Origin of the sequence: Streptomyces sp. NPDC053076 (assembly GCF_044546845.1) — a bacterium.
Classification (GTDB): domain Bacteria; phylum Actinomycetota; class Actinomycetes; order Streptomycetales; family Streptomycetaceae; genus Streptomyces.
In genome coordinates, this window is record NZ_JBITZL010000014.1 from 52,365 (window position 1) to 73,076 (window position 20,712).

General features: G+C 73.5%; 21 protein-coding genes and 2 pseudogenes. 20 read left to right on the forward strand and 3 right to left on the reverse strand.

Annotated features, from left to right (window positions below; translation table 11 throughout):
* The first annotated feature begins 86 nt into the window (after positions 1 to 86).
* Positions 87 to 1,892, forward strand: a complete 1,806-nt coding sequence (locus ACIGYR_RS36495; protein ID WP_399606915.1) for a sigma-70 family RNA polymerase sigma factor — start codon at positions 87 to 89, stop codon at positions 1,890 to 1,892.
* 75 nt (positions 1,893 to 1,967) lie between these two features.
* Here the strand turns inward: ACIGYR_RS36495 and ACIGYR_RS36500 are convergent, their stop codons facing one another.
* A complete protein-coding gene (locus tag ACIGYR_RS36500; RefSeq protein ID WP_399606912.1) occupies positions 1,968 to 2,813 on the reverse strand; it encodes a CAP domain-containing protein in 846 nt (281 codons plus the stop codon).
* Positions 2,814 to 3,392: 579 nt separating this feature from the next.
* Here ACIGYR_RS36500 and ACIGYR_RS36505 point away from each other — a divergent pair.
* From ACIGYR_RS36505 to ACIGYR_RS36530, 6 genes and pseudogenes are all read left to right on the forward strand, one after another.
* Positions 3,393 to 3,716 (forward strand): DUF2795 domain-containing protein, encoded by a 324-nt coding sequence (locus ACIGYR_RS36505; RefSeq protein ID WP_399606909.1) that lies wholly within the window; start codon positions 3,393 to 3,395, stop codon positions 3,714 to 3,716.
* Between the two features lie 138 nt (positions 3,717 to 3,854).
* On the forward strand, positions 3,855 to 5,351 hold the full coding sequence (locus tag ACIGYR_RS36510; protein ID WP_399606906.1) for a purine-cytosine permease family protein: 1,497 nt from the start codon (positions 3,855 to 3,857) through the stop codon (positions 5,349 to 5,351).
* Positions 5,348 to 5,898: pseudogene (locus ACIGYR_RS36515) on the forward strand (cysteine hydrolase family protein). Before ACIGYR_RS36510 ends, ACIGYR_RS36515 begins: the two are co-directional and overlap by 4 nt.
* 53 nt (positions 5,899 to 5,951) lie before the next feature.
* Positions 5,952 to 6,392: a GntR family transcriptional regulator gene (locus tag ACIGYR_RS36520; protein WP_400014428.1), complete on the forward strand. Its 441-nt coding sequence runs from the start codon at positions 5,952 to 5,954 to the stop codon at positions 6,390 to 6,392.
* Positions 6,283 to 6,681 (forward strand): SseB family protein, encoded by a 399-nt coding sequence (locus tag ACIGYR_RS36525; protein ID WP_391844120.1) that lies wholly within the window; start codon positions 6,283 to 6,285, stop codon positions 6,679 to 6,681. Before ACIGYR_RS36520 ends, ACIGYR_RS36525 begins: the two co-directional genes overlap by 110 nt.
* Before the next feature lie 60 nt (positions 6,682 to 6,741).
* The gene (locus ACIGYR_RS36530) at positions 6,742 to 7,854 is read left to right on the forward strand and encodes a hypothetical protein (RefSeq protein WP_399606902.1); all 1,113 of its coding nucleotides are present in this window, start codon (positions 6,742 to 6,744) and stop codon (positions 7,852 to 7,854) included.
* A gap of 75 nt (positions 7,855 to 7,929) precedes the next feature.
* On the opposite strand, the gene ACIGYR_RS36535 is transcribed toward ACIGYR_RS36530, so the two are convergent.
* On the reverse strand, positions 7,930 to 8,328 hold the full coding sequence (locus ACIGYR_RS36535) for a MarR family winged helix-turn-helix transcriptional regulator (protein WP_391843971.1): 399 nt from the start codon (positions 8,326 to 8,328) through the stop codon (positions 7,930 to 7,932).
* Positions 8,329 to 8,401: 73 nt separating this feature from the next.
* The gene (locus ACIGYR_RS36540) at positions 8,402 to 8,752 is read right to left on the reverse strand and encodes a VOC family protein (RefSeq protein WP_399606898.1); all 351 of its coding nucleotides are present in this window, start codon (positions 8,750 to 8,752) and stop codon (positions 8,402 to 8,404) included.
* Positions 8,753 to 9,096: 344 nt separating this feature from the next.
* Between ACIGYR_RS36540 and ACIGYR_RS36545 the strand changes: the two are divergent.
* The 13 genes and pseudogenes from ACIGYR_RS36545 to ACIGYR_RS36605 all read left to right on the forward strand — a co-directional run.
* A pseudogene (locus ACIGYR_RS36545) lies at positions 9,097 to 9,180 on the forward strand (DNA-binding response regulator); the annotation flags it as partial.
* A gap of 468 nt (positions 9,181 to 9,648) precedes the next feature.
* Positions 9,649 to 9,936 carry a winged helix-turn-helix domain-containing protein gene (locus tag ACIGYR_RS36550; protein WP_391843976.1) on the forward strand — a complete coding sequence of 96 codons (288 nt, stop codon included), beginning with the start codon at positions 9,649 to 9,651 and terminating at the stop codon, positions 9,934 to 9,936.
* Between the two features lie 41 nt (positions 9,937 to 9,977).
* On the forward strand, positions 9,978 to 10,937 hold the full coding sequence (locus ACIGYR_RS36555) for an SMP-30/gluconolactonase/LRE family protein (protein WP_399606895.1): 960 nt from the start codon (positions 9,978 to 9,980) through the stop codon (positions 10,935 to 10,937).
* 67 nt (positions 10,938 to 11,004) lie between these two features.
* Positions 11,005 to 11,466, forward strand: coding sequence for a fluoride efflux transporter FluC (locus ACIGYR_RS36560; RefSeq protein WP_399606893.1), 462 nt, complete (start codon positions 11,005 to 11,007; stop codon positions 11,464 to 11,466).
* Entirely contained in the window at positions 11,463 to 11,828 is a 366-nt protein-coding gene (locus ACIGYR_RS36565) for a DUF190 domain-containing protein (protein WP_399606890.1), read from the forward strand. The genes ACIGYR_RS36560 and ACIGYR_RS36565 overlap by 4 nt, the downstream gene beginning before the upstream one ends.
* Positions 11,825 to 12,199 carry a fluoride efflux transporter CrcB gene (gene crcB / locus ACIGYR_RS36570; RefSeq protein ID WP_391843984.1) on the forward strand — a complete coding sequence of 125 codons (375 nt, stop codon included), beginning with the start codon at positions 11,825 to 11,827 and terminating at the stop codon, positions 12,197 to 12,199. The genes ACIGYR_RS36565 and crcB overlap by 4 nt, the downstream gene beginning before the upstream one ends.
* A 75-nt stretch (positions 12,200 to 12,274) precedes the next feature.
* Positions 12,275 to 13,111: an undecaprenyl-diphosphate phosphatase gene (locus ACIGYR_RS36575; RefSeq protein ID WP_391843986.1), complete on the forward strand. Its 837-nt coding sequence runs from the start codon at positions 12,275 to 12,277 to the stop codon at positions 13,109 to 13,111.
* Positions 13,112 to 13,228: 117 nt separating this feature from the next.
* Complete coding sequence (locus ACIGYR_RS36580) at positions 13,229 to 14,062, forward strand: FadR/GntR family transcriptional regulator (protein WP_399606886.1); 834 nt, start codon at positions 13,229 to 13,231, stop codon at positions 14,060 to 14,062.
* Between the two features lie 41 nt (positions 14,063 to 14,103).
* A complete protein-coding gene (locus tag ACIGYR_RS36585) occupies positions 14,104 to 15,120 on the forward strand; it encodes an asparaginase (protein ID WP_399606883.1) in 1,017 nt (338 codons plus the stop codon).
* 158 nt (positions 15,121 to 15,278) lie between these two features.
* A complete protein-coding gene (gene aspA / locus ACIGYR_RS36590) occupies positions 15,279 to 16,688 on the forward strand; it encodes an aspartate ammonia-lyase (protein ID WP_399606881.1) in 1,410 nt (469 codons plus the stop codon).
* Positions 16,689 to 16,738: 50 nt separating this feature from the next.
* The gene (locus ACIGYR_RS36595) at positions 16,739 to 17,677 is read left to right on the forward strand and encodes a glutaminase (RefSeq protein ID WP_391843992.1); all 939 of its coding nucleotides are present in this window, start codon (positions 16,739 to 16,741) and stop codon (positions 17,675 to 17,677) included.
* 208 nt (positions 17,678 to 17,885) lie between these two features.
* Positions 17,886 to 19,277, forward strand: coding sequence for a polyprenol phosphomannose-dependent alpha 1,6 mannosyltransferase MptB (gene mptB, locus ACIGYR_RS36600; RefSeq protein WP_399606879.1), 1,392 nt, complete (start codon positions 17,886 to 17,888; stop codon positions 19,275 to 19,277).
* Positions 19,274 to 20,701, forward strand: a complete 1,428-nt coding sequence (locus ACIGYR_RS36605; RefSeq protein WP_399606876.1) for a glycosyltransferase 87 family protein — start codon at positions 19,274 to 19,276, stop codon at positions 20,699 to 20,701. The genes mptB and ACIGYR_RS36605 overlap by 4 nt, the downstream gene beginning before the upstream one ends.
* Positions 20,702 to 20,712 lie beyond the last annotated feature (11 nt).

A 20,712-nucleotide genomic window follows, 5' to 3' on the forward strand; every position in this document is an offset into this window, starting at 1 on the left:
TTCCGAGGAACTGTTATCGGCACCGCACCGAGCGGTCTCCCAGGTAACGGACAGCATCGTTCGGCGTCGACGACAGGGAAGCTCTGATGAGTACACAGCACACGGTGGATCCGGCGGCACTGGTGAACGCCGCCCGAGCGGGAGACCCGGCGGCCCAGGACGCCCTGGTCAGCGCCTACCTGCCGCTGGTGTACAACATCGTGGGCCGGGCCCTGAACGGTTCGGTCGACGTAGACGACGTAGTTCAGGACACGATGCTCCGGGCCCTCGGATCGCTCGGCGACCTGCGCACCCCGGAGAGTTTCCGCTCCTGGCTCGTGGCCATCGCGATGAACCGGGTGCGGGCCCACTGGCAGGACCGGCAGCTCGCCCCGGATGCCGTCGACGAGGCCGCCGATGTCGCCGACCCGGGCGCCGACTTCGTGGACCTGACCATCGTCCGGCTCCAGCTGTCCGGCCAGCGCCAGGAGACCGCGCGCGCCACACGCTGGCTGGAACCGGACGACCGGGAGGTGCTGTCGCTGTGGTGGCTGGAGTGCGCCGGTGAGCTGACCCGCACCGAGGTCGCCGCGGCCCTGGGGGTGTCGCCGCAGCACACCGCGGTACGGGTGCAGCGGATGAAGGCGCGGCTGGAGACGGCCCGCGTGGTGGTACGGGCGCTGGACGCGCGGCCGGCCTGCGCGGAACTGCCCGGTCTGCTGGCCTCGTGGGACGGGCTGCCCTCCGCCCTCTGGCGCAAGCGGATAGCCCGGCACGCCCGCGACTGCGTGCGCTGCGGCGGTCTGTGGAGCGGTCTGCTGCCGGCGGAGGGTCTGCTGGCCGGTCTGGCCCTGGTCGCGGTGTCCTCGGCACTGCTCGCGACCACGCGGTCCGCCGTGACCGGCATGACCACGACCGGCTCGGCCGCCCCGCTCCTCCCGGACACCGCAACCGCCCACCTGGCCACGGACCGGGGCGCCGTCGGACCGGACGCGGGCTCGGCCGGACCTGACGGAGGCTCGGCCGGATGGCAGCACGACTCCGCCGTGCCGGACCAGGGTGCCGGCGGGCCCGACCGAGGCATCGGCGGTCCGGACGCGGACGGCGACGGCTCGGGCACCAGGACGGGGCAGGTCGGACTGCGCGCCTCTCGTCGTCGTACGACCGCCCGGGGCGAGGCGCGGCGACAGCGGCGAAACCGGCGCCGGGCCGTCGGAGGCGCCGTGGTGGCGGCCTGCGTGGCGGGCGGCGGGCTGTGGTACTTCGGCCCCGACTCCGGGCCGGAGACCAGGCAGGCGACGGCGGCACCGGCCGCCGGCGCTCCCGTCGCGGAACTCTCGGAGCCCAGCGCCGTCGCGACGTCGTCACCCACGGCGTCCGCTTCCGCGTCACCGTCTCCGTCGCACTCGAAGAAGCCGAGCCCCGCCAAGAGCCCCCGCCCCGTCAAGAAGAGCCGCACTCCCGAGCCGGAGCAGACCGTGCGCGTCGCTCCGCGGGTCTCCCGCACCGCGCAGGCACAGCCGGCGCCCACCGGCACGGTGGCACAGGTGGTCGCGCTGGTGAACAAGGAGCGGGCGGCGGCCGGATGCGGTCCGGTCACCGAGGACACGCAACTGGACAACGCCGCTCAGGGTCTCTCCGACGACATGGCCGCCCGCGGCTTCTTCGACCACACGGACCCGGACGGCAACGGCCCCGGCGAACGCATCACCGCGGCCGGCTACCGCTGGTCCACCTACGGCGAGAACATCGCCCGGGGCCAGCAGACCCCGCAGGCCGTGATGGACTCCTGGATGAACAGCCCCGGCCACCGCGCCAACATCCTCAACTGCTCGTTCAAGAACATCGGCGTGGGCGTCCACAACGGCTCGGGCGGCCCCTGGTGGACCCAGGACTTCGGCGCCAAGCTCTGAACCGCCGCCCGGGCCGGGCCGTCACCCCCGAGCCCCCGGACCCGGCCGACGGGCCGACCCGCCGGCCGGGGATGGTCACCGGGCCGTGCCGAAGTCCTGGGTCCAGTAGCTGCCGGGCTGCGCGAGACCGACGCCGATCTCCTTGAACCCGCAGTTGAGGATGTTGGCCCGGTGGCCCGGGCTGGACATCCAGCCGTCCATGACCTGCTGCGCCGTGGAGTAGCCGTAGGCGACGTTCTCGCCGTAGCTGCTCCAGGTGTAGCCGGCGCGTGTGATGCGGTCGCCGGGGGACGACCCGTCGGATCCGGTGTGCGACATGTTCTGGTGAGCCGCCATGTCCGCGCTGTGGGCCTGCGCGGCCTTGGTGAGCGTCGAGTTCAGGGTCAGGGGCCGGCAACCGGCCGTCTGCCGCTCGGCGTTGACGAGCCGCAGGATCTCGCCGGTGACCCCGGACTCCGTCGCGGTCGGCTTCGGGGTGCTCGGCGCGGCGGACGCCGCGGGCGCGGAACTGGAGGCGGTCGGGGCGGCGGTGGCCTGCGGAGCGCTGGTCCACGCGGGCCGGGGGGCCGTGACCGGCTTCTTGGCGCTCGGACGAGCCGTGACCCGCGGAGCGGCCGCCGCGGCGGTCCGCGGCGCGGCCGTCTGTGGCGCGGCGGCCTTCGGCGCGGCGGTCCGCGGCATGGCGGGCTGCGGCATGGCGGGCTGCGGTACGGCGGGTGCGTAGCCGTTGCTGGGGTAATGCCTCGCGGCGGGCTGCCACTGTGCCCCGGGCGCGCTCGGCACGGCGGCCTGCGACTGCTCCTGCGTGCCGTACGGCCACTCGGAGCAGGCCAGGGCCACGGACGGTACGCCCACGGCGCCGATGGCGGCGACGGTGATGACTATTCGCCGGTAGTGCTTCGTTTTGCGGTGCTGGCCCATACGTCAACCTCGTTCGGTGATCGCGGAGCTCTCATTCTTGGGACGGCCTCACGAGGAGCGCAAAGAGCGGGTCCTACTACCGCGCTTCGTAGGCCCGCCCGGCCCTTGTCAGGCGGACGGAGAAATGCCGACTTCGCGACCGCGACGTTTGCGCAACACCGTCGCAGCGTCAGGAACGCATGTCCGGCGACATATACGGCGTACTGCCGAACGGCCGGCCCGTCGGCATCCGAACAGCAGCCCACGCCTGTACCAAGCCGGACAAATCCCATATGTCGAGGATGGGGTAACTACTATGTGTCCCGCCTAGTAGGCGTCTCGGCTGTGACGGATGTCACCTCTCGCCGGCTCGCGGGTCGGCGGGCACCACGCCACACGGCGTTGGCCGGACCACGGGGCGTCCGGTCACCGCGCGGCTGCGCCGGACGGGTCGGGCGCCCGGCGATCGAAGCGGAATCGGGGACCCGAGGGGTGGTGCGTCCCGGGGCGTACGGGTACCCGGAGACTTCGGGAACAGACAGCCGCACAGCCCCCCGGGGGTGCTGCGGCAGGCACGGGACCCGCGCACGGGGAGGCGCCATGGGCAGGGCACACACCAGCGTCCCGGAGGTGCTGGAAGCGTTGAAGGACGTGACCTACCCGGCCGGCCGGGACCGGCTGGTCTCGGCCGCGCGGGAGGCGGGAGCCTCGGACGACGTCGTCGAGACCCTGCGCGGCATGCCCGCCGAGGAGTACGCCGACCGCGCGGAGGTGGCCAGGTCGGTCCCGGTGACGCCGCACGCGGACCTCGGTCACCGCGCCGTACGGCAGGGGCGACAGACACGGCGCGGCGGCAGGCCCGGCCCGGCCCAGCATCTGTGGGAAGAGCCGAAGACCCCGATCCACGAGGAGTTCGACCGCTGACGGGTGAACTGCCGCGACAGCCCCGGTCAGGGCGCCCCGCACGCGGCGCTGCTCCCATGACCATTCCGGCCTTGACGCCCCTCGGGGGCCGACCTAGCTTGTGGACATGTCTGGACAGGCAGGACAGGTGGCCGCGCGATGACGGACCCGCGGGAGCCTCTCGGCGGCGCACCCACCGGCCGGTCCCTCCAAGTGGAGACCCACGGCCTCGACGTGATCGAGGACGCCGAGCGGCGGGGCACCCCGCGCACCCTGTTCTGGCCCTGGTTCGGGGCCAACGTCTCGGTCCTCGGCCTCGGTTACGGGGCCTTCGCGTTCGGTTTCGGCATCTCCTTCTGGCAGGCCCTCGGCGCCGGCGTGCTCGGTATCGTCGTCTCGTTCCTGCTGTGCGGCTTCATCGCGGTCGCCGGAAAGCGCGGCTCGGCGCCGACCATGGTGCTCAGCCGGGCCGCGTACGGCGTGCGCGGCAACCGGCTGCCGTCCGTCGTCTCCTGGATGCTCACCGTCGGCTGGGAGACCGTCCTCACGGCGCTCGCCACGATGGCCACCGCGACGGTCTTCGGCCGCCTCGGCTGGGGCGGCGGCACCAGCACCGAGGTGCTCGGCCTCCTGGTGGTCGCCGCGCTGACCGTGGCGGGCGGGGTCATGGGTTTCGATGTGATCATGCGGCTGCAGACCTGGATCACCCTGATCACCGGCGTTCTCACCATCGTCTACATCGCCCTCGTCGCTGACCGCGTCCACTGGAGCACGGTCGGCGCCGTCCCCGCGGGCTCGGCGCAGGAGTGCATCGGTGCGCTGGTGTTCATGATGACCGGTTTCGGCCTCGGCTGGGTCAACGCCGCCGCCGACTACTCCCGCTACCTGCCCCGCGGTTCCGCCGGCCGGGGAGTGATCGGGTGGACTGCCTTCGGCGCCTCCCTCGCCCCGCTGGTCCTGCTGGTCTTCGGCCTGCTGCTGGCCGGTTCCTCCGAGGAGCTCAGCAAGGCCATCGCGGCCGACCCGATCGGCGCGCTGACCACGATCCTGCCGACCTGGTTCCTGGTGCCGTTCGCCGTGGTCGCCGTCCTCGGCCTGGTCGGCGGTGCCGTCCTCGACATCTACTCCTCCGGCCTGGCCCTGCTCTCGGCCGGCCTGCGGGTGCCCCGCTACCTGGCCGCGCTCCTCGACGGCGTGCTGATGATCGCCGGGGCGGTCTACATCGTGTTCTTCGCCGACGACTTCCTCGGTCAGTTCATGGGCTTCCTCACCACCCTCGGCGTGCCCATCGCCGCCTGGGCCGGCGTCATCCTCGCCGACCTGGCCCTGCGCCGCCGGGACTACGACGAGGCCGACCTGTACCGCCCGCACGGCCGCTACGGGGACGTCCCCCTCCTCCCGCTGTTCCTCACCCTCGCAGCCACCGCCGTCGGGTGGGGCCTGGTCACCAACACCGCCGCGGGCTGGCTGAGCTGGCAGGGCTATCTGCTCGAACCGTTCGGCCTCGGCGGCAGGACGGGCGCCTGGGCGTACGCCAACCTGGGCGTCCTGGCCGCCCTGGCGCTCGCCTTCCTCGGCACGCTGCTGCTGGGCCGGGGCCGGGTTCGCGCCCAGGAGACCCGGGACCCCACCGGCCATGAGGTGGTGAGTGCATGAGCGCCGGACATCTCGCCGTCATCGACATGCAGCGCGTCTTCGCCGACCCGGCGAGCCCCTGGGCCACGCCCCGGTACGCCGATGCGGCGGCGGGTGTGCACAGCCTGCTGCCGGCCTACGCCGGCCGGGCGACCTTCACCCGCTTCCTGGCCCCCGAGCAACCGGCCGGCGCCTGGCGCGCCTACTACGACCAGTGGCCCTTCGCCCACCGGCCCGCGGACGCCGACTCTGGGAGCTGACCGACGGGTTCTCGGACCTCGCGGACCACGTCGTGGACGCCACCACCTTCGGCAAGTGGACCCCGGAACTCGCCTCCCGCCTCGGCCCGGACGGCCGCCTGGTGCTGGCCGGCGTCAGCACCGACTGCTGCGTGCTGTCCACCGCCCTGGCCGCCGCGGACGCCGGCGCGGAAGTGCTCGTCGTGGCGGACGCCTGCGCCGGCGTCGACGACGACTCCCACCTCAAGGCCCTGCAGATCATGGAGCTGTACCGGCCGCTGGTCCGGGTCACCACCATCGCCGACCTGCTCGCGGAACCGGGGCCCTGACCGGCCTCGCGCCGCCCGATCACCGGCGGATCAGCCGGATCCCCGGCCGGGAGATCCGCGCCGGCAGCCGCCCGGCAGGAGAGCGGCTGCCCGGGCAGCACGCCCTCGCCCAGCGGTTCGCCGTCAGCCGTACGACGATCCGCGCGGCCCTCGCCGAACTGACCGGGCGGGGCCCGATCACCCCCCGTACCGGCAAGGGCTCCTACGTCCTGTGGGACGGCCGCCCGCCGGACGACGGAGCCCCCACGGGCAGCCGCCCGTCACCGGACCTCCTGCCGATCCGCACGCATGCGCCGGACCCCACCGGGTACGCGAGCCGGGAGCCCGCCCGGGCACCAGCCCGCCCGGGCGGGCCGTACCACCGCCGCTACCTGGGGATCTGCCATGGAGACACCCGCACACGACGACCTGCCGACACCTGCCCAGCAGGCACTGGACGCACTGGTCGAGAACGCCGAGGACCAGGCCGCCCTGGACACCCTCGCGCACAGTGACGTACTCGTTCCGGTTCCGGACGACGCGCTCGACGGCGAGGGCGCCGACGCCACGACGGTGGCCCTGCCCATCCTGGAACAGCCAGGAGGCGACCAGGTCGTCCCGGTGTTCACGACGGAGGGTGAGATGGCCGAGCTGCTGCCCTTCGTCTCGCGCTACCGCCTGATCCCGCTCGGCGCGCTCGCCGCGCAGTGGCCCGACGAGAATCTCTCCCTCGCCATCGACGGCAGCTCCGCCCACTCCCTCACCCTCACCTCCCAAGGGGTGCGTACGCTGCTGGCCCGCTGACCACGCCGCACCCGCCCGTGAGACCGGTCGTTCCATCGCCTCGGGCGACAGAATGAGCTCATGGAATACATCGCGGGCGCGGCCGGGGTGCTCGTCCTGGGGCTGGTCCTGAGCAGCATCCTGCGCACCCTCGTGGTCCCGCGAGGTCTCTACTCCGGGCTGGTGTTCCGCCTCTGGTGGCTGCTGCGCCGAGCACTCCGGCTCACCGCGCTCCGCGGCGGCTACGAGGCCGTCGACCGGGCCCAGACCTGGCTCGCGCCGCTGATGCTGATCGGCATGCTCGCCAGCTGGCTCGGCGGTGCCCTCCTGGGTTTCGGGCTCCTGTTGTACGCGCTGTCCCCGCTGTCCTGGGGCACGGCGTTCCGGGAGGCCGGCTCCAGCCTGTTCACGCTCGGCTTCGCCAGCGGCGCCCGGCTGAAACTGTCGGTGATCGACTTCCTGGCCGCGGCCACCGGACCGGTCCTGATCGCCCTCCAGATCGCCTATCTGCCCACCCTGTACGCCGCCTACAACCGCCGCGAACTGGAGGTCACCCTGCTCCAGGCGCGGGCCGGCGAGCCCGCCTGGGGGCCCGAGATCCTCGCCCGGCAGTGGCTGGTGGACACCGAGACCGCGCTGCCGGAGCTGTACCGGGCCTGGGAACGGCTCGCCTCGGACATGGGGGAGAGCCACTCCACCTACCCCGTCCTGCTGACCTTCCGCTCCCCGCGTCCGCACCGCAGCTGGCTGGTCGGTCTGGTCGCCGTGATGGACGCCGCGGCCATGCAGCTCGCCCTGAACCCGAGGCAGGCCCCGCCGGAGGCCCGGCTGGTGCTGCGCGCCGGATTCACCGCGCTGCGCGACATCGCCCGCGCCCTGCGCCTGCCCTTCGACGCCGACCCGTCACCGCAGGCCCCGATCCGGCTCGGCTTCGCCGAGTTCGACGGAGCCGTGAGCATGCTGGCGCAGGCCGGATTCCGCTCCCGGCGCACCGCGAAGGAGGCATGGCCGCACTTCCGCGGCTGGCGGGTCAACTACGAGGCGATCGCCTACGACCTGTGCCGTCGCTGCGACGCCGTACCCGCCCTGTGGACCGGGTTCCGCGACTTCCCGGCCGACCCCATCCCGCCGCTTCGCCCGGTGGACCGGCGCCCCGACGAAGGACGGCCGGAACCGCCTCCCGCGCCCGGGTAGTCACCGGCCCCGGGGCAGGGAAGGTCTCGGCGGGGAGCCATCCGACAAGTGCGGCGAGCGCGAGGGGGGCTGCGGTCAGCGCTCCTGCTCGGCCAGCATCCGCCGCAGCGCCGCGCGCTGCAGGGGCAGCACCTCGGCGTGCAGCGCGCGGCCCTTGGAGGTGAGCGCGACCCATACCCCGCGGCGGTCCTCGGCGCAGACCGAGCGCTCCACCAGGCCGTCCTTCTCCAGCCGGCCGATCAGCCGGGACAGGGCGCTCTGGCTGAGGTGGACCCGGCCGACCAGGTTCTGCACCCGGCACTGCTCGCCCTGGTCGGGCCGTTCCGTCGCCAGGATGTCCAGCACCTCGAAGTCGCTGGCGCCCAGCCCGTGCGGATGCAGGGCGCGGTCGATCTCGCACATCGTGCGCGCGTGCACCGCGAGGATGTCCCGCCAGCGTTCTTCGAGCCGGGCTTCGGCCGTTGTGACTGCCATACCCGCACCGTAGCACCGATCCAGCCAATCATTGACTGTGCAACTAGTTTGTGAGGCGGCGGACGCGAGAGCCTCAGGCGGCCGGATCCTGGAGCAGTCCCACGAGGTTCCCGTCGGTGTCCTTCACCGAGGCGATCAGCCGGCCGCCGCCGACGTCCTGCGCGTCCTGGAGCAGCTCCGCGCCCGCCTCCAGCAGGGCCGCGAGACGCTGCCGCAGGTCCGTCACGTGCCAGTACGGCACCGGTCCGGTCATGCCCTTGGCGTGCCCGTTCGGGTCGAGGCCGACGTCCTGGCCGGCGGCCTTGTAGCCGACGTAGTAGGGCTCGTCCGCGTACGGCTCGACGCCCAGCAGTGCGCCGAAGAGGGCCTTGGCGGGGCCCAGGTCCTTCACCGGGTAGATGATCGTCTGCAGGCCGGCGGTCATGGGACTCACTCCTTCGAGATGCGTGACCCGACGGGTTCCTCGTCGGTGCTCTCACGCTAGGGCCGGGGAGCCCTGGGCGGCTTCTCCGATCCTGACCGGTTGCCGCCGCCACTCGTTGCGGAGCATCTCGGCGAGGGTGAGGCGGGCGGCGCGCCGGGCCGGCACCAGCGCCCCCAGGACGGCGATACGACCGGGAGCCGGCGAGCGCGCCCCGCGGCAGCCTCCCCGTCACCTCGGCGAGTTCCGTGCGCAGCCCGCTCTCCGTCGCCGCGTCCCGGAACCGGAACCGGAACAGCATCTGCCGGCTCGTCGGGTGCAGGGCCCGGATCTGCACCGGGGGCTTCGCCGAACTCGGCCTGCGCGACCGCGCCCAGGCGGTGGTCCTCGCCTACGAGACCGGTCTGGTCAGACCGGTCTCGGCAGCTGGGCTGAAGCGCCCGGCTCACGCTCCCCGACCGGCCGCCGGCCCGGGACCGGTCCCGGGTACCGGGGACGCCCGCACGGAGGTGGAGCCGGGCGCCGCCGACAAGCGCGAGGCCCGTCTCCACGCCCGTCGCAGCACCGGCGCCATCGAGTGTGTGGCGGTGCCGCCGCTGACGCGTCCGGAGGACAAGACGCACGATCCAGTCCGCGCCGGGTCGGGGACGCGCTGCGCGGCCCGCCGCCGGTGAGCCGTTCTCCATGACGTGGTTCAGCCATCGCCGAGCCGTCCGCGACGGGCACGGCCGCACACCGCGGCCGGGTTCTCGGCGTGTTCCCGGAGGTGGCGGGACACCTGGCCGGTCGGACGGCCGCTGCGTACCGGACAACGGCCGCCGAGTCGCGGGCGGGACGGCGTCGCCCGCGCCACAGTGGGAAGACTGCGTACGAGGAGGCCCGGAACGGGAGGCGGACGGATGACGGTGACTCCCTCGGGCCGGATGCGGCAGACCATCCTGGAGTGGCTCAAGGACCCGGCGGTCCACTTCCCGGCCCCGAGCCGCCACGATCTCGCCGAGACCGGCGTCACCGCGCGGGCCGTCGCCGCCAAGCTGGGCGTGCCCCGCCGGACCGCCCGCGCGCACCTGCACTTCCTCACCCGCCTCGGCGTCCTGCGCACCCGCCGGATCCGCTGCCGCATCCACTACCGTCGCGACGAGATCCGCATCGCCGAGGTGGCCAGGGTGTTCGAGAAGGGCTGGTGACGCGGGTGACCGGCAGGGGCGACCGACAGAAGGGACCGCACATGGACCGACCCACGGAACTCGTGCCACTGCACTACATCTCCCTGGGTGCCCGTGGCCCCGAGGACGTGGTGCCCGATCCGCACGGGCGCGTGCTGACCGGGGTCGAGGACGGGCGCATTCTGCGCGTCCACCACCCCGGCGACCCGCTCACGGCCCGCGTGGAGGTCCTGGCCGAGACCGGCGGCCGTCCCCTCGGGCTCGAACTCCTGCCGGACGGAGACCTGTTGGTGTGCGACGCCGAACGCGGCCTGCTGCGCGTGAACACCGGTGACGGCACCGTCCGCGTCCTCGCGGACTCGGTGGCGGGGGAGCGGCTCCGCTTCTGCAGCAACGCCGTCGCCCTGGCCGACGGCAGCGTGTACGTCACCGTCTCCAGCCGCCGTCACCCCCTCGACCGGTGGATCGGCGACATCGTCGAACACACCGGCACCGGACGCCTCCTGCGGCTCGCCCCCGACGGCGGAGAACCCGAAGTCCTGCTGGAGGGCCTCCAGTTCGCCAACGGACTCGCGGCGAGCGCCGACGGCTCCTTCCTGGTGATCGCCGAGACCGGCACCTGCCGCCTCATCCGCTGCCGGCTCACCGGTCCCCGCGCCGGCCACGCCGAATCCTTCGCCGACCTTCCCGGCATGCCGGACAACCTCTGGCGCGAGGGCCCCGACGGGCCGATCTGGGTCGCCCTGGCCGGCCCCCGGCTCCCCCCGCTGCACCTGCTGCACCGCACCCCGCCGGCCGTCCGCCGCGTCGCCGCCCGCGCCGCCGTGCACGCGCCCTACCGCCCGAGCGGCACCACCGGCGTCGTCGCCGTCGACGACCAGGGCCGTACCGTCCACCACCTCACCCGCCGCCGGTCCGGCTTCCGCATGGTCACCAGCGTCTGCGCGACCGGTGACCACCTGGTGCTCGGCAGCATCTGGGAGCCCGGAGTGGCGGTCTGCGCGCGGCCTGCCGACCGCTGACCCGGCGGTACGCTGGTCCTGGCCGTGATCACCCGTCGGGGCAGGGCCGAACAGGAGACGTACCAGCATGACAGCCCCGGGGACGCAGCCGCCCAGCGTCCGCAGTGTGCCTCACCGGCGCTCCGAGTGGCGTGCGCAGGCGCCCGTGATCGCGGTCGTGGCGATCGGCGGAGCCCTCGGCGCGGTGGGCCGTTACGCGCTCACGCTCGCCTGGCCCACGCCCTCGCGGGGCTTCCCCTGGGCGACCTTCTGGACCAACGTCGCCGGGTGTGCGGCCATGGGCGTTCTCATGGTGCTCGTCACCGGGACGCGGGCCCCTCATCGTCTCCTGCGGCCGTTCCTCGGCACCGGCGTCCTCGGCGGCTTCACCACGTTCTCCACCTACGCGGTCGACGTCCGTGGACTGGCCGTCGCCGGGCGCCCCGGCCCGGGGCTCGCCTATCTGGCCGCTACCCTGTGCGCGGCCCTCGCGGCGGTGTGGCTGGCCTCGGCCGCCGCCCGCCGGGTCTTCGGCGGGAGGCAACGATGACGTCACTCACCGGCCGCGCCCCGCGGCCGGCCGTCCACCTCGGCGAGAACGACACCGGCCACCCCGAGCCCCTCCACTCGCACATCGTGCACCGCGCGCACGCCGCCGGGCTCGCCGGTGCCGGCGCCTTCCGGGGCGTCGAGGGCCGCGGTGCCTCCTCCCGCAGCCACGCCTCCCGCCGGCCGTCCCTGAGCGAGGACCTGCCGGCCGCGATGGCCGTCGTGGACGCCGAGGAGCGGGTCCGGGCGTTCCTGCCGCAGGTCGGCGAGGGGCTGGCGACGCTGGAGGACTGCACCGTCCGCTACGGGGGACGCGCCCCCGGTCCGGACAGAACGGACCCGGAGGGTAAGAGGTCGTTGTGAACTGGCTGCTGGTCGCCGTGGGGGCCGTGATCGGCGCGCCCCTGCGCTATCTCACCGACCGCGCCGTGCAGGCCCGCCACGACTCGTTCTTCCCGTGGGGCACCTTCGTGGTGAACGTGGTCGGCTGCCTGGTCCTCGGGCTGCTCACCGGCGCCGTCTCGGCCGGGGCCGCAGGCCCCCAGCTGCGGCTTCTGGTGGGCACCGGGCTGTGCGGTGCGCTGACGACGTACTCGACCTTCTCCTACGAGACCCTGCGGCTGACCGAGGCCGGCTCCGGCCTCTACGCTGCCGTGAACGTCGTGGCCAGTGTGGTGGCGGGACTCGCGGCGGCGTTCGCCGGCGCCTGGCTCGCCGGCGCCCTGTGGGCCTAGGCGCTTGCCGACCTCCCGGCCCCGGTGAGTACTGTCGACAGCACTGTCGACCAACCCTCCTCAGAACTGGATCCCATGAGCGCCATCTCCGTCGGTCAAGCCGTCGTCCTCGGAGTAGTCGAGGGGGTGACCGAGTTCCTCCCGGTGTCCTCCACCGGCCACCTCAAGATCACTGAGGGACTCATGGACATCCCCGTCGACGACAAGTCCGTCGTCGGTTTCTCCGCCGTCATCCAGGTCGGTGCCATCGCCGCCGTGCTCGTGTACTTCTTCAAGGACATCAAGCGGATCATGACCGCCTGGTTCCGCGGTCTGACCCACCGGGAGGAGCGCTACCACCACGACTACAAGTTCGCCTGGTGGGTGATCGCCGCCACCATTCCGATCGTTGTCGTGGGCCTGGCCGCCAAACCGCTGATCGACGGTCCGCTCGCCTCTTTGTGGGTGGTCGCCGGCTCGCTGATCGTCGGCTCCGGCGTGATGTGGGCCGCCGACCAGATGGGCCGGCACAAGCGCGGTGAGGACGACACGTCCTTCAAGGACGCGATGTGGGTCGGCTGCTCCCAGATCCTCGCCCTGCTCTTCCCCGGCTTCTCACGCTCCGGCGCCACCATGTCCACCGCGCTCATCCTGGACCTGGACCGCGTCGCCGCCACCCGGCTGTCCTTCTTCCTCGGCATCCCGGCCCTGACCGGCGCGGGCCTGTACGAGCTGAAGGACGCCCTCGGCGCGGGTGTCGGCGCCGCCCCGCTGGCCGTCGGCACGATCGTGTCGTTCGTGGTCGCCTACGCCTCCATCGCCTGGCTGCTGAAGTTCGTCGCCAAGCACTCCTTCAACGCCTTCGTGATCTACCGGATCGTCATCGGCGTGCTCCTGCTCGGCCTGCTCGGCACCGGCACGCTCAACAGCTGACGGAACGCGTCTGATCACCGACGGGGTGCGGAAGCCCGCACCGGGTGCCGCACCCCGTGAGCGTCTCCGTGGCCGCCGCCTTGACAGGCCCTGCCCGCAGCCCGCAGGATTCGCTCCGTGAACCTGTCAGACAGCCAGACAGGTGGTCCGGTCCCTCGGCGCGTCAGCGCCATGGAAGCGGTGCTCGACCACCTCCGCGGCGCCATCGAGCGCGGCCGCTACGCCATCGGCGACAAGCTGCCCTCCGAGGCCGAGCTGTGCCGCACCCTCGAGGTGTCCCGGCCCGTGCTGCGCGAGGCGCTGCGCGCGCTGCAGACGATGGGCCTGACGGTCTCCCGGACCGGGAAGGGCACCTTCGTCATCGCGAACGCCGTCGAGGACCCCACCTTCGGCGACTACGCGGCCAGCGACCTGCTGGAGGTGCGCCGCCACATAGAGATCCCGGTCGCCGGCTACGCGGCCCTGCGGCGCACCCCGGAGAACCTGGACCACCTGGCCCATCTGCTCGACCGCATGGAACGGGAGACGGACACCACCGCCTGGGTCGCGATGGACACCCTCTTCCACCTCGCCGTGGCCGAGGCCGCCCAGAACCCGGTCTTCCGCCGGGTCATCGAGGAGATCCGCGACGCGCTGGCGCGCCAGTCGGCCTTCCTCAACGAGCTGGGCGGCCGCCGCGAGCAGTCCAACCGCGAGCACCGGGCGATCGTGGAGGCCCTGTCCGACGGCTGCGAGCGCGACGCGGTGGAGGCCATGAGCCACCACCTGGACCGTGTCGAGACGACCCTCACCGACATCGTGCGTCCCCAGCGGACCGGCTCACCGGCGCAAGGCGCGCCCGAGGGCCTGAGCGAGCCGCGCCTCCACGACCCGACGCGACCCTCGTCCGGCCATGTCGACGCCGGCGTCCGAGCCCCGCTGAACAGCACATCCACCGGCGCCGACGCGTGACCCGCGCTCCGGCCGACCCCGACCCCGTGATACAGGCAGTGATGCACAACAGTTCTCCCGCCGACGCACCCATCGTCCGCGAACCTCTCCACGCCCCCGTCGCCCACCTCGTCCGCGGCGGCGTCGTGGAGGGCGTCCACTACGGCTCCGTCGTCGTCCTCGGTGCCGACGGCGAGGTGGCGTTCCAGCTCGGCGACACCGAGGCCGCCTTCTACCCGCGCTCGGCTCTCAAGCCCCTCCAGGCCGTGGCCATGCTGCGGGCCGGGCTGCCGCTGGACGGCGAACTGCTGTCGCTGGCCGCCGCGAGCCACTCGGGCGAGGAGCGCCACATCGCCGGCACCCGGCGCATCCTCGAACTCGCCGGCCTCACCGAGGACGACCTGCGCAACGTGCCCGACATGCCGTTCGACCCGGTCGTCCGCGACGCCTGGGTCCGCGCGGGCCGGCTGCCCTCCCGCCTCGCCCAGAACTGCTCCGGCAAGCACGCCGCCATGCTGTGGACCGCCCAGCTCAACGGCTGGTCCCTGGACGACTACCTCGATCCGGCACACCCGCTCCAGCAGGCCGTCGCCGCGACCGTCGAGGAGCTGACCGGCCGGCGCGTCGCCCGGGTCACCGTGGACGGCTGCGGCGCCCCGCTGTTCTCCATCTCCCTGCACGGCCTCGCCCGCGCCCTCGCCCGGATCACCGCCGCCGCACCCGGCACCCCCGAGGCCCGGGTGGCCGCGGCGATGCGCGAGCACGCCGAGATGGCCTCCGGCTCCCACCGGGACGTCGCCGCGCTGATGCGGGCCGTGCCCGGCCTGCTCGCCAAGGACGGCTTCGAGGGCGTGCAGGTCGCCGCGCTGCCCGACGGCACCGCCGTCGCTGTGAAGATCGCCGACGGGGCGAACCGCGCGCGCATACCGGTCACCGCGGCCGCGCTCGTTCGCGCGGGCGTGGACCCCGGCCTGCTGACCGAGTTCGCGGGGGAACCGCTGCTCGGGGGTGGGAAGCCGGTGGGGTGCGTGCGGCCCGTGCCTGCGCTGGCTCCCGAGTCACTCACCGCCTGCGCGTAGGTCGCCGCAGCCCGAAGGCGGCGGCGGGCCGTCGTCGGTCCGCGGGCCGTTCGTGGCCGATCGCGCCCTTTCCGCCGCCCCTCCCGGGGCGGGCGCCCTTTCCGGCGCCCCTCCCGGGGCGCCTCACCTCCGTACCTCAGAAAGAGAACCCCACCCTCATGACCGCCGCCACGCGCAGCGAACACGATCTGCTCGGCGACCGCGACGTCCCCGCCGACGCGTACTGGGGCATCCACACCCTGCGCGCCACGGAGAACTTCCCCATCACCGGCACCCCGATCTCCGCCTACCCGCACCTGATCGACGCCCTGGCCGCCGTGAAGGAGGCCGCCGCCCTCGCCAACGAGGAACTCGGACTGCTGGAGCCGGGGAAGGCCGCCGCGATCGTCGCCGCCTGCCGTGAGATCCGCGCCGGAAAGCTGCACGACCAGTTCGTCGTGGACGTCATCCAGGGCGGTGCCGGCACGTCGACGAACATGAACGCCAACGAGGTCGTGGCGAACCGCGCGCTGGAACTGCTCGGCCACGCCAAGGGGCAGTACACGCATCTGCACCCCAACGAGGACGTCAACCTGGGCCAGTCGACCAATGACGTGTACCCCACCGCCGTCAAGACGGCGACGGTCTTCGCGGTACATGGACTGCTCAAGGCGATGGCCGTACTCCAGGACGCCTTCGCCCGTAAGGCCCTGGAGTTCCGTGACGTGCTCAAGATGGGCCGTACACAGTTGCAGGACGCGGTGCCGATGACGCTCGGCCAGGAGTTCTCCGCGTTCGCCGTCATGATCGAGGAGGACCGTAGCCGTCTCGCCGAGGCCGTCGAGCTGATCCAGGAGATCAACCTGGGTGCCACGGCCATCGGCACCGGCCTCAACGCCCCCGCCGGGTACGCCGAGGCCGTCCGCAAGCACCTGTCCGCCATCACCGGACTGCCCCTGGTCACGGCCGCCAACCTGGTCGAAGCCACCCAGGACTGCGGTGCCTTCGTCCAGATGTCCGGCGTCCTCAAGCGGATCGCGGTCAAGCTCTCCAAGAGCTGCAACGACCTGCGCCTGCTGTCCTCCGGGCCGCGTGCGGGCCTCGGCGAGATCAACCTGCCGCCGGTGCAGGCCGGTTCCTCGATCATGCCGGGCAAGGTCAACCCCGTCATCCCCGAGGTCGTCAACCAGGTCGCCTTCGAGGTGATCGGCAACGACGTCGCCATCACGATGGCCGCCGAGGCCGGACAACTCCAGCTCAACGCCTTCGAGCCGATCATCCTGCACTCCCTGTCGGAGTCGATCACGCATCTGCGGAGCGCCTGCCGCACGCTGGCCGAGCGCTGCGTGTCCGGCATCACCGCCAACACCGAGCGGCTGCGCGCCACCGTGGAGAACTCCATCGGCCTGGTCACCGCGCTCAACCCGTACATCGGCTACACGGCGGCGACCGACATCGCCAAGGAGGCCCTCGCCACCGGCCGCGGCGTGGCCGAACTGGTGCTGGAGAAGGGGCTGCTGCCGGCCGAGCGGCTGGCCGGCCTGCTGCGCCCCGAGGTCGTCGCGGGCAGCGCCGCCCCGGCCGCCTGACCTGCGGCGACGCCACCACCAGTACGCTGCGGGACGGGCCGGGAGGCACAATGGCGATCATGACAACGACGTCCTCGCTCACCTTCCTGCCGGTCCTGGAGCGCATCGCCGAGGAGATCAGCCGCACCCCCGGGCGCGGGCGTCCCGCCGACTACATCCCGGCCCTCGCCGCCTGCGACCCGCGCAGCTTCGGCATGGCCGTCGCCGAGCTGGACGGCACCGTGTACGGGGTGGGGGAGTGGCGGCAGCCGTTCTCCACGCAGTCGATCACCAAGGTCTTCACGCTCGCCCTGGACCTGGCCCGCGAGGGCGACGAACTCTGGGAGCACGTGGGCCGCGAGCCCTCCGGCAACCCGTTCAACTCCCTGGTCCAGCTGGAGTACGAGAACGGCATCCCGCGGAACCCGTTCATCAACGCGGGTGCCCTCGTCGTCACCGACCGCCTCCAGACCCGTACCGGGGACGCGGCCGGTGAACTGCTGTCCTTCCTGCGCACCGAGAGCGGCAACCCCGGCCTCGACTTCGACCGGGAGGTCGCCGCCTCCGAGACCGCCCACGGCGACCGCAACGCCGCCCTCGCCCACTTCATGGCGTCCTACGACAACATCGACAACGACGTACCGGTCCTGCTCGACCAGTACTTCCGGCAGTGCTCCATCGCCGCGTCCTGCGCCGACCTCGCCCTGGCCACCGGCTTCCTCGCCCGCCACGGCATCCGCGCCGACGGCAGCCGGCTGCTCAGCCGCAGCGAGGCCAAGCAGGTCAACGCGGTCATGCTGACCTGCGGCACGTACGACGCGGCCGGCGACTTCGCCTACCGGGTGGGCCTGCCCGGCAAGAGCGGGGTCGGCGGCGGGATCATCGCGGTCGTACCGGGCCGGTGCACGCTGTGCGTGTGGAGCCCCGGTCTGGACGAACGCGGCAACTCGGTGGCCGGGGTCGCGGCCCTGGACCGCTTCACCACGCTCACCGGTCTGTCCGTGTTCTGACCGGGCGTCCGGCGACTTGCCTGCGCGCAGGAGGAGTCGCTCGTCACCGTGGTCACGTGCCGTCCCGTCCGCGTGCGATGTCCTGGTGGCCGCCCGGACCCTCAGGAGTCATCGCTCCTCACACGCCGGTCACGTGCGGGCCGCCCGCAGGTGAAGGGAGCGTCGCCTTCCGGCCACTCGGTGTTGACACGCTGAGCCGGTGTTGGCCATGGCGTTCCCCGCCGATCTCCGCAGCTGTCAGGTACTGGGCCTGGCCGGTACCGCCTTCCTCGCGCTCGGCGGGGAGACGGCCGGCGCCCTGCCCGTCCGGGACCTCCTGGCGCCGGCCTCGGTTCAGGCGGCGCTCGGCCTGGTCGGCGTGTACTTCGGCGTCGTCCTGCTGGTGGCGGCCTGGGTGCTCCTCGGCCGCCTGGTGCGAGGTCCGCGGCCGCCCACCCCGCGCGCGCTGCTGTTCATCCTGGCCGTCTGGGCGGCCCCGCTGCTGCTCGCCCCGCCGCTGTTCAGCCGGGACGTATACAGCTACCTCGCGCAGGGTGCCATGGTCGACGCCCACCTGGACGTCTACGCCAACGGTCCGGACCGGCTCGGCGGCACGCTCCCCGACGAGGTCGCCCCGATGTGGCGGCACACCGGCGCTCCTTACGGGCCCGCCTTCCTCGCCCTGGCCTCCGCGCTGTCCGGGGCGACCCGCGGCGAACTGCCCGCGGGCCTGCTCGGGATGCGCCTGGTCGCCCTGCTCGGCGTGGCCCTCATGGCGGCAGCGCTGCCCCGCCTCGCCCGGCACAGCGGCGCCGATCCGGCCGCGGCACTGTGGCTCGGCGCCCTCAACCCGCTGGTGCTGCTGCACCTGGTCGCGGGCGCCCACAACGACGCCCTGATGCTCGGCCTGCTCGGGCTCGGCCTGGTCGCCGCCCGCCGCAGGCCCGCCGTCGGCGCCGTCCTCGTCACCCTCGCCGCCCTGGTCAAGGCACCGGCCGCGCTCGGTCTGCCGGCAGTCGTGGCCCTGCGGGTCCGCTCCGGCCGCCCGCCACTGCCGGCCGCCCTGACCACGGCGGTGGCCTCCGCGGCGACCACGGTCGCCGCCACGGCCGTGGCCGGCACGGGCTACGGCTGGATCGGCGCGCTGGACACCCCGGTCTCGGCGCACAACTGGGCCCTGACCAGCCTGCTGGGCCGGGCCACCGGCGCCCTGCTCACCCGCCTGGACAGCGGTCTGGCCCCGCTGGCCGTCCCGGCCTGGCACCTGTTCGGCCTCGCGGCCACCGCCGTGGCCGTGCTGCTGGTATGGCTCCGGCTGCGCCCCCGGCCGGTGTACGCGCTCGGCCTGAGCCTGCTCATGGTCGCGGCCTTCGGCCCCGCCATCCGGCCCTGGTACGTGCTGTGGGGCCTGTTCCTCATCGCCGCCGCCGCGCCCAGCCCCTCGGTACGGCACCGGGTGGCCGCCCTGGCGGGCGTGCTGGCCCTGGCGGTGCTGCCCAGCGGCGGCCCCGCCGACCTCGGGCAGCTGGTGCTCGCGGTCTCCGGCGGCTTGCTCGGCGTGGTCGTCCTGTGGCAGGCGCACCAGGCGGCCCGGGCCCCGGCCCCGGGGCGCACGGCATGACGGGCCCGACGGGAGGACCGGGGCTGCCCGGGCGCCTGGCGGCGTGGGGCCCGCGCACGGACCGGGGCCGGCTGCTCCTCATCGTGTCCCTGGTGGCCGCGGTGACCGTGTTCACGGCCACCGTGCCGCTGCTGCGCGGCTTCTTCGACCTGCATGTGTACTACGGCGCCGTGCACACCTGGGCGCACCACGACGGCCGGCTCTACGACTACCGGGTGCCGGGCACCTTGTACGGCTTCACGTATCCGCCGTTCGCCGCCGTCGCCATGCTGCCGCTGGCCCTGCTCGGCCGGACCCCGGCGATCGTGGTGTCCCTGCTGGTGAACCTGGCCGCGCTCGCCGGCGTCCTGCGGCTGCTGGCCGGTCCGCACTGGCGGCGCCACGGCTGGTACCGGTGGGCGCTGTGCCTGTGTCTGCTCGCCCTGTTCGAGCCGCTTCGGGACACCTTCAGCTTCGGCCAGGTGAACCTGGTGCTGCTGGCTCTGGTCCTCGTCGACTGCGTGCTGCTGGCCACCGGCCGGGGCCGCCGGGCCGGTGCCGGGATCGGGCTCGCCGCCGCCGTGAAGCTCACACCCGCCCTGTTCATCGGCCTGCTGCTGCTCGCCGGGCGCCGGCGGGCGGCCGGAACCGCCACAGCCGTCGCCGTCGCCGCGACCGCGCTGGCCGCCTGGGTGGATCCGGCGGCCTCCCGCGTCTACTGGACCGAGGCGCTCTGGGACACCGGTCGGGTGGGGCGCCTCGACTACGTGTCGAACCAGTCGCTGCAGGGAGTGCTGGCCCGGCTCGGCGAGTCCGGCCGCCCCCTGTGGGCGACGGCGGTCCTGCTGACGCTGTGGGTGTGGGCCCGGCGCAGCCGCCGGGCGGTCGCGGCCGGCGACTGGACGGCGGCGTTCGCACTCACCGGCGCGACGGCCTGCCTGGTCAGCCCGATCACCTGGGTGCACCATCTGGTCTGGCTGCTGCCGTCCTTCGCGGTGCTGGTGCGCGCCGGGCACCTGCGGATCGCGGGCGCCCTCTACGCGACGCTGTGCACCAGCGTGGTGTGGCTGTGGTTCGACGACGCCTCCGGCCTCGGCGGGTTCCTCGGCGGCAACCTCTACACATGGATCTCGCTGGGCCTGCTGCTCGGTCTGCCGACGGGTCAGCCACGGGCCGACCGGCCGCCCTTGGCGCGCAGTGCCAGGGCCACGGCTCCCGCGCCGAGCCCGGAGAGTCCGGCGACGAAGGCGGTGCCGGACCAGCCAGAGTCGCCGTCCGGTGCCGGCGCCCCGGCCGCCGCCACCGGCGCGGCGGACGCATCGGCGGGACCGGCCGGGCGCAGCCCGTCCAGCGAGCCGACCGGGTCCACCTGTCCGTCCGCCGCGAAGCCCCAGTCGAGCAGCGCCCGGGCCTCCTCGTACACGGTCAACCCGCCCTCGGCCTGAGGGTTCAGCAC

What these genes read in the sequence shown, in the direction of transcription:
- ACIGYR_RS36495 (WP_399606915.1), top strand. Translation starts at nt 87, where the DNA reads ATGAGTACACAGCACACGGTGGATCCGGCGGCACTGGTGAACGCCGCC.
- ACIGYR_RS36500 (WP_399606912.1), bottom strand. Translation starts at nt 2,813, where the DNA reads ATGGGCCAGCACCGCAAAACGAAGCACTACCGGCGAATAGTCATCACC.
- ACIGYR_RS36505 (WP_399606909.1), top strand. Translation starts at nt 3,393, where the DNA reads ATGGGCAGGGCACACACCAGCGTCCCGGAGGTGCTGGAAGCGTTGAAG.
- ACIGYR_RS36510 (WP_399606906.1), top strand. Translation starts at nt 3,855, where the DNA reads ATGACGGACCCGCGGGAGCCTCTCGGCGGCGCACCCACCGGCCGGTCC.
- ACIGYR_RS36525 (WP_391844120.1), top strand. Translation starts at nt 6,283, where the DNA reads ATGGAGACACCCGCACACGACGACCTGCCGACACCTGCCCAGCAGGCA.
- ACIGYR_RS36530 (WP_399606902.1), top strand. Translation starts at nt 6,742, where the DNA reads ATGGAATACATCGCGGGCGCGGCCGGGGTGCTCGTCCTGGGGCTGGTC.
- ACIGYR_RS36535 (WP_391843971.1), bottom strand. Translation starts at nt 8,328, where the DNA reads ATGGCAGTCACAACGGCCGAAGCCCGGCTCGAAGAACGCTGGCGGGAC.
- ACIGYR_RS36540 (WP_399606898.1), bottom strand. Translation starts at nt 8,752, where the DNA reads ATGACCGCCGGCCTGCAGACGATCATCTACCCGGTGAAGGACCTGGGC.
- ACIGYR_RS36550 (WP_391843976.1), top strand. Translation starts at nt 9,649, where the DNA reads ATGACGGTGACTCCCTCGGGCCGGATGCGGCAGACCATCCTGGAGTGG.
- ACIGYR_RS36555 (WP_399606895.1), top strand. Translation starts at nt 9,978, where the DNA reads ATGGACCGACCCACGGAACTCGTGCCACTGCACTACATCTCCCTGGGT.
- ACIGYR_RS36560 (WP_399606893.1), top strand. Translation starts at nt 11,005, where the DNA reads ATGACAGCCCCGGGGACGCAGCCGCCCAGCGTCCGCAGTGTGCCTCAC.
- ACIGYR_RS36565 (WP_399606890.1), top strand. Translation starts at nt 11,463, where the DNA reads ATGACGTCACTCACCGGCCGCGCCCCGCGGCCGGCCGTCCACCTCGGC.
- ACIGYR_RS36575 (WP_391843986.1), top strand. Translation starts at nt 12,275, where the DNA reads ATGAGCGCCATCTCCGTCGGTCAAGCCGTCGTCCTCGGAGTAGTCGAG.
- ACIGYR_RS36585 (WP_399606883.1), top strand. Translation starts at nt 14,104, where the DNA reads ATGCACAACAGTTCTCCCGCCGACGCACCCATCGTCCGCGAACCTCTC.
- aspA (WP_399606881.1), top strand. Translation starts at nt 15,279, where the DNA reads ATGACCGCCGCCACGCGCAGCGAACACGATCTGCTCGGCGACCGCGAC.
- ACIGYR_RS36595 (WP_391843992.1), top strand. Translation starts at nt 16,739, where the DNA reads ATGGCGATCATGACAACGACGTCCTCGCTCACCTTCCTGCCGGTCCTG.
- mptB (WP_399606879.1), top strand. Translation starts at nt 17,886, where the DNA reads ATGGCGTTCCCCGCCGATCTCCGCAGCTGTCAGGTACTGGGCCTGGCC.
- ACIGYR_RS36605 (WP_399606876.1), top strand. Translation starts at nt 19,274, where the DNA reads ATGACGGGCCCGACGGGAGGACCGGGGCTGCCCGGGCGCCTGGCGGCG.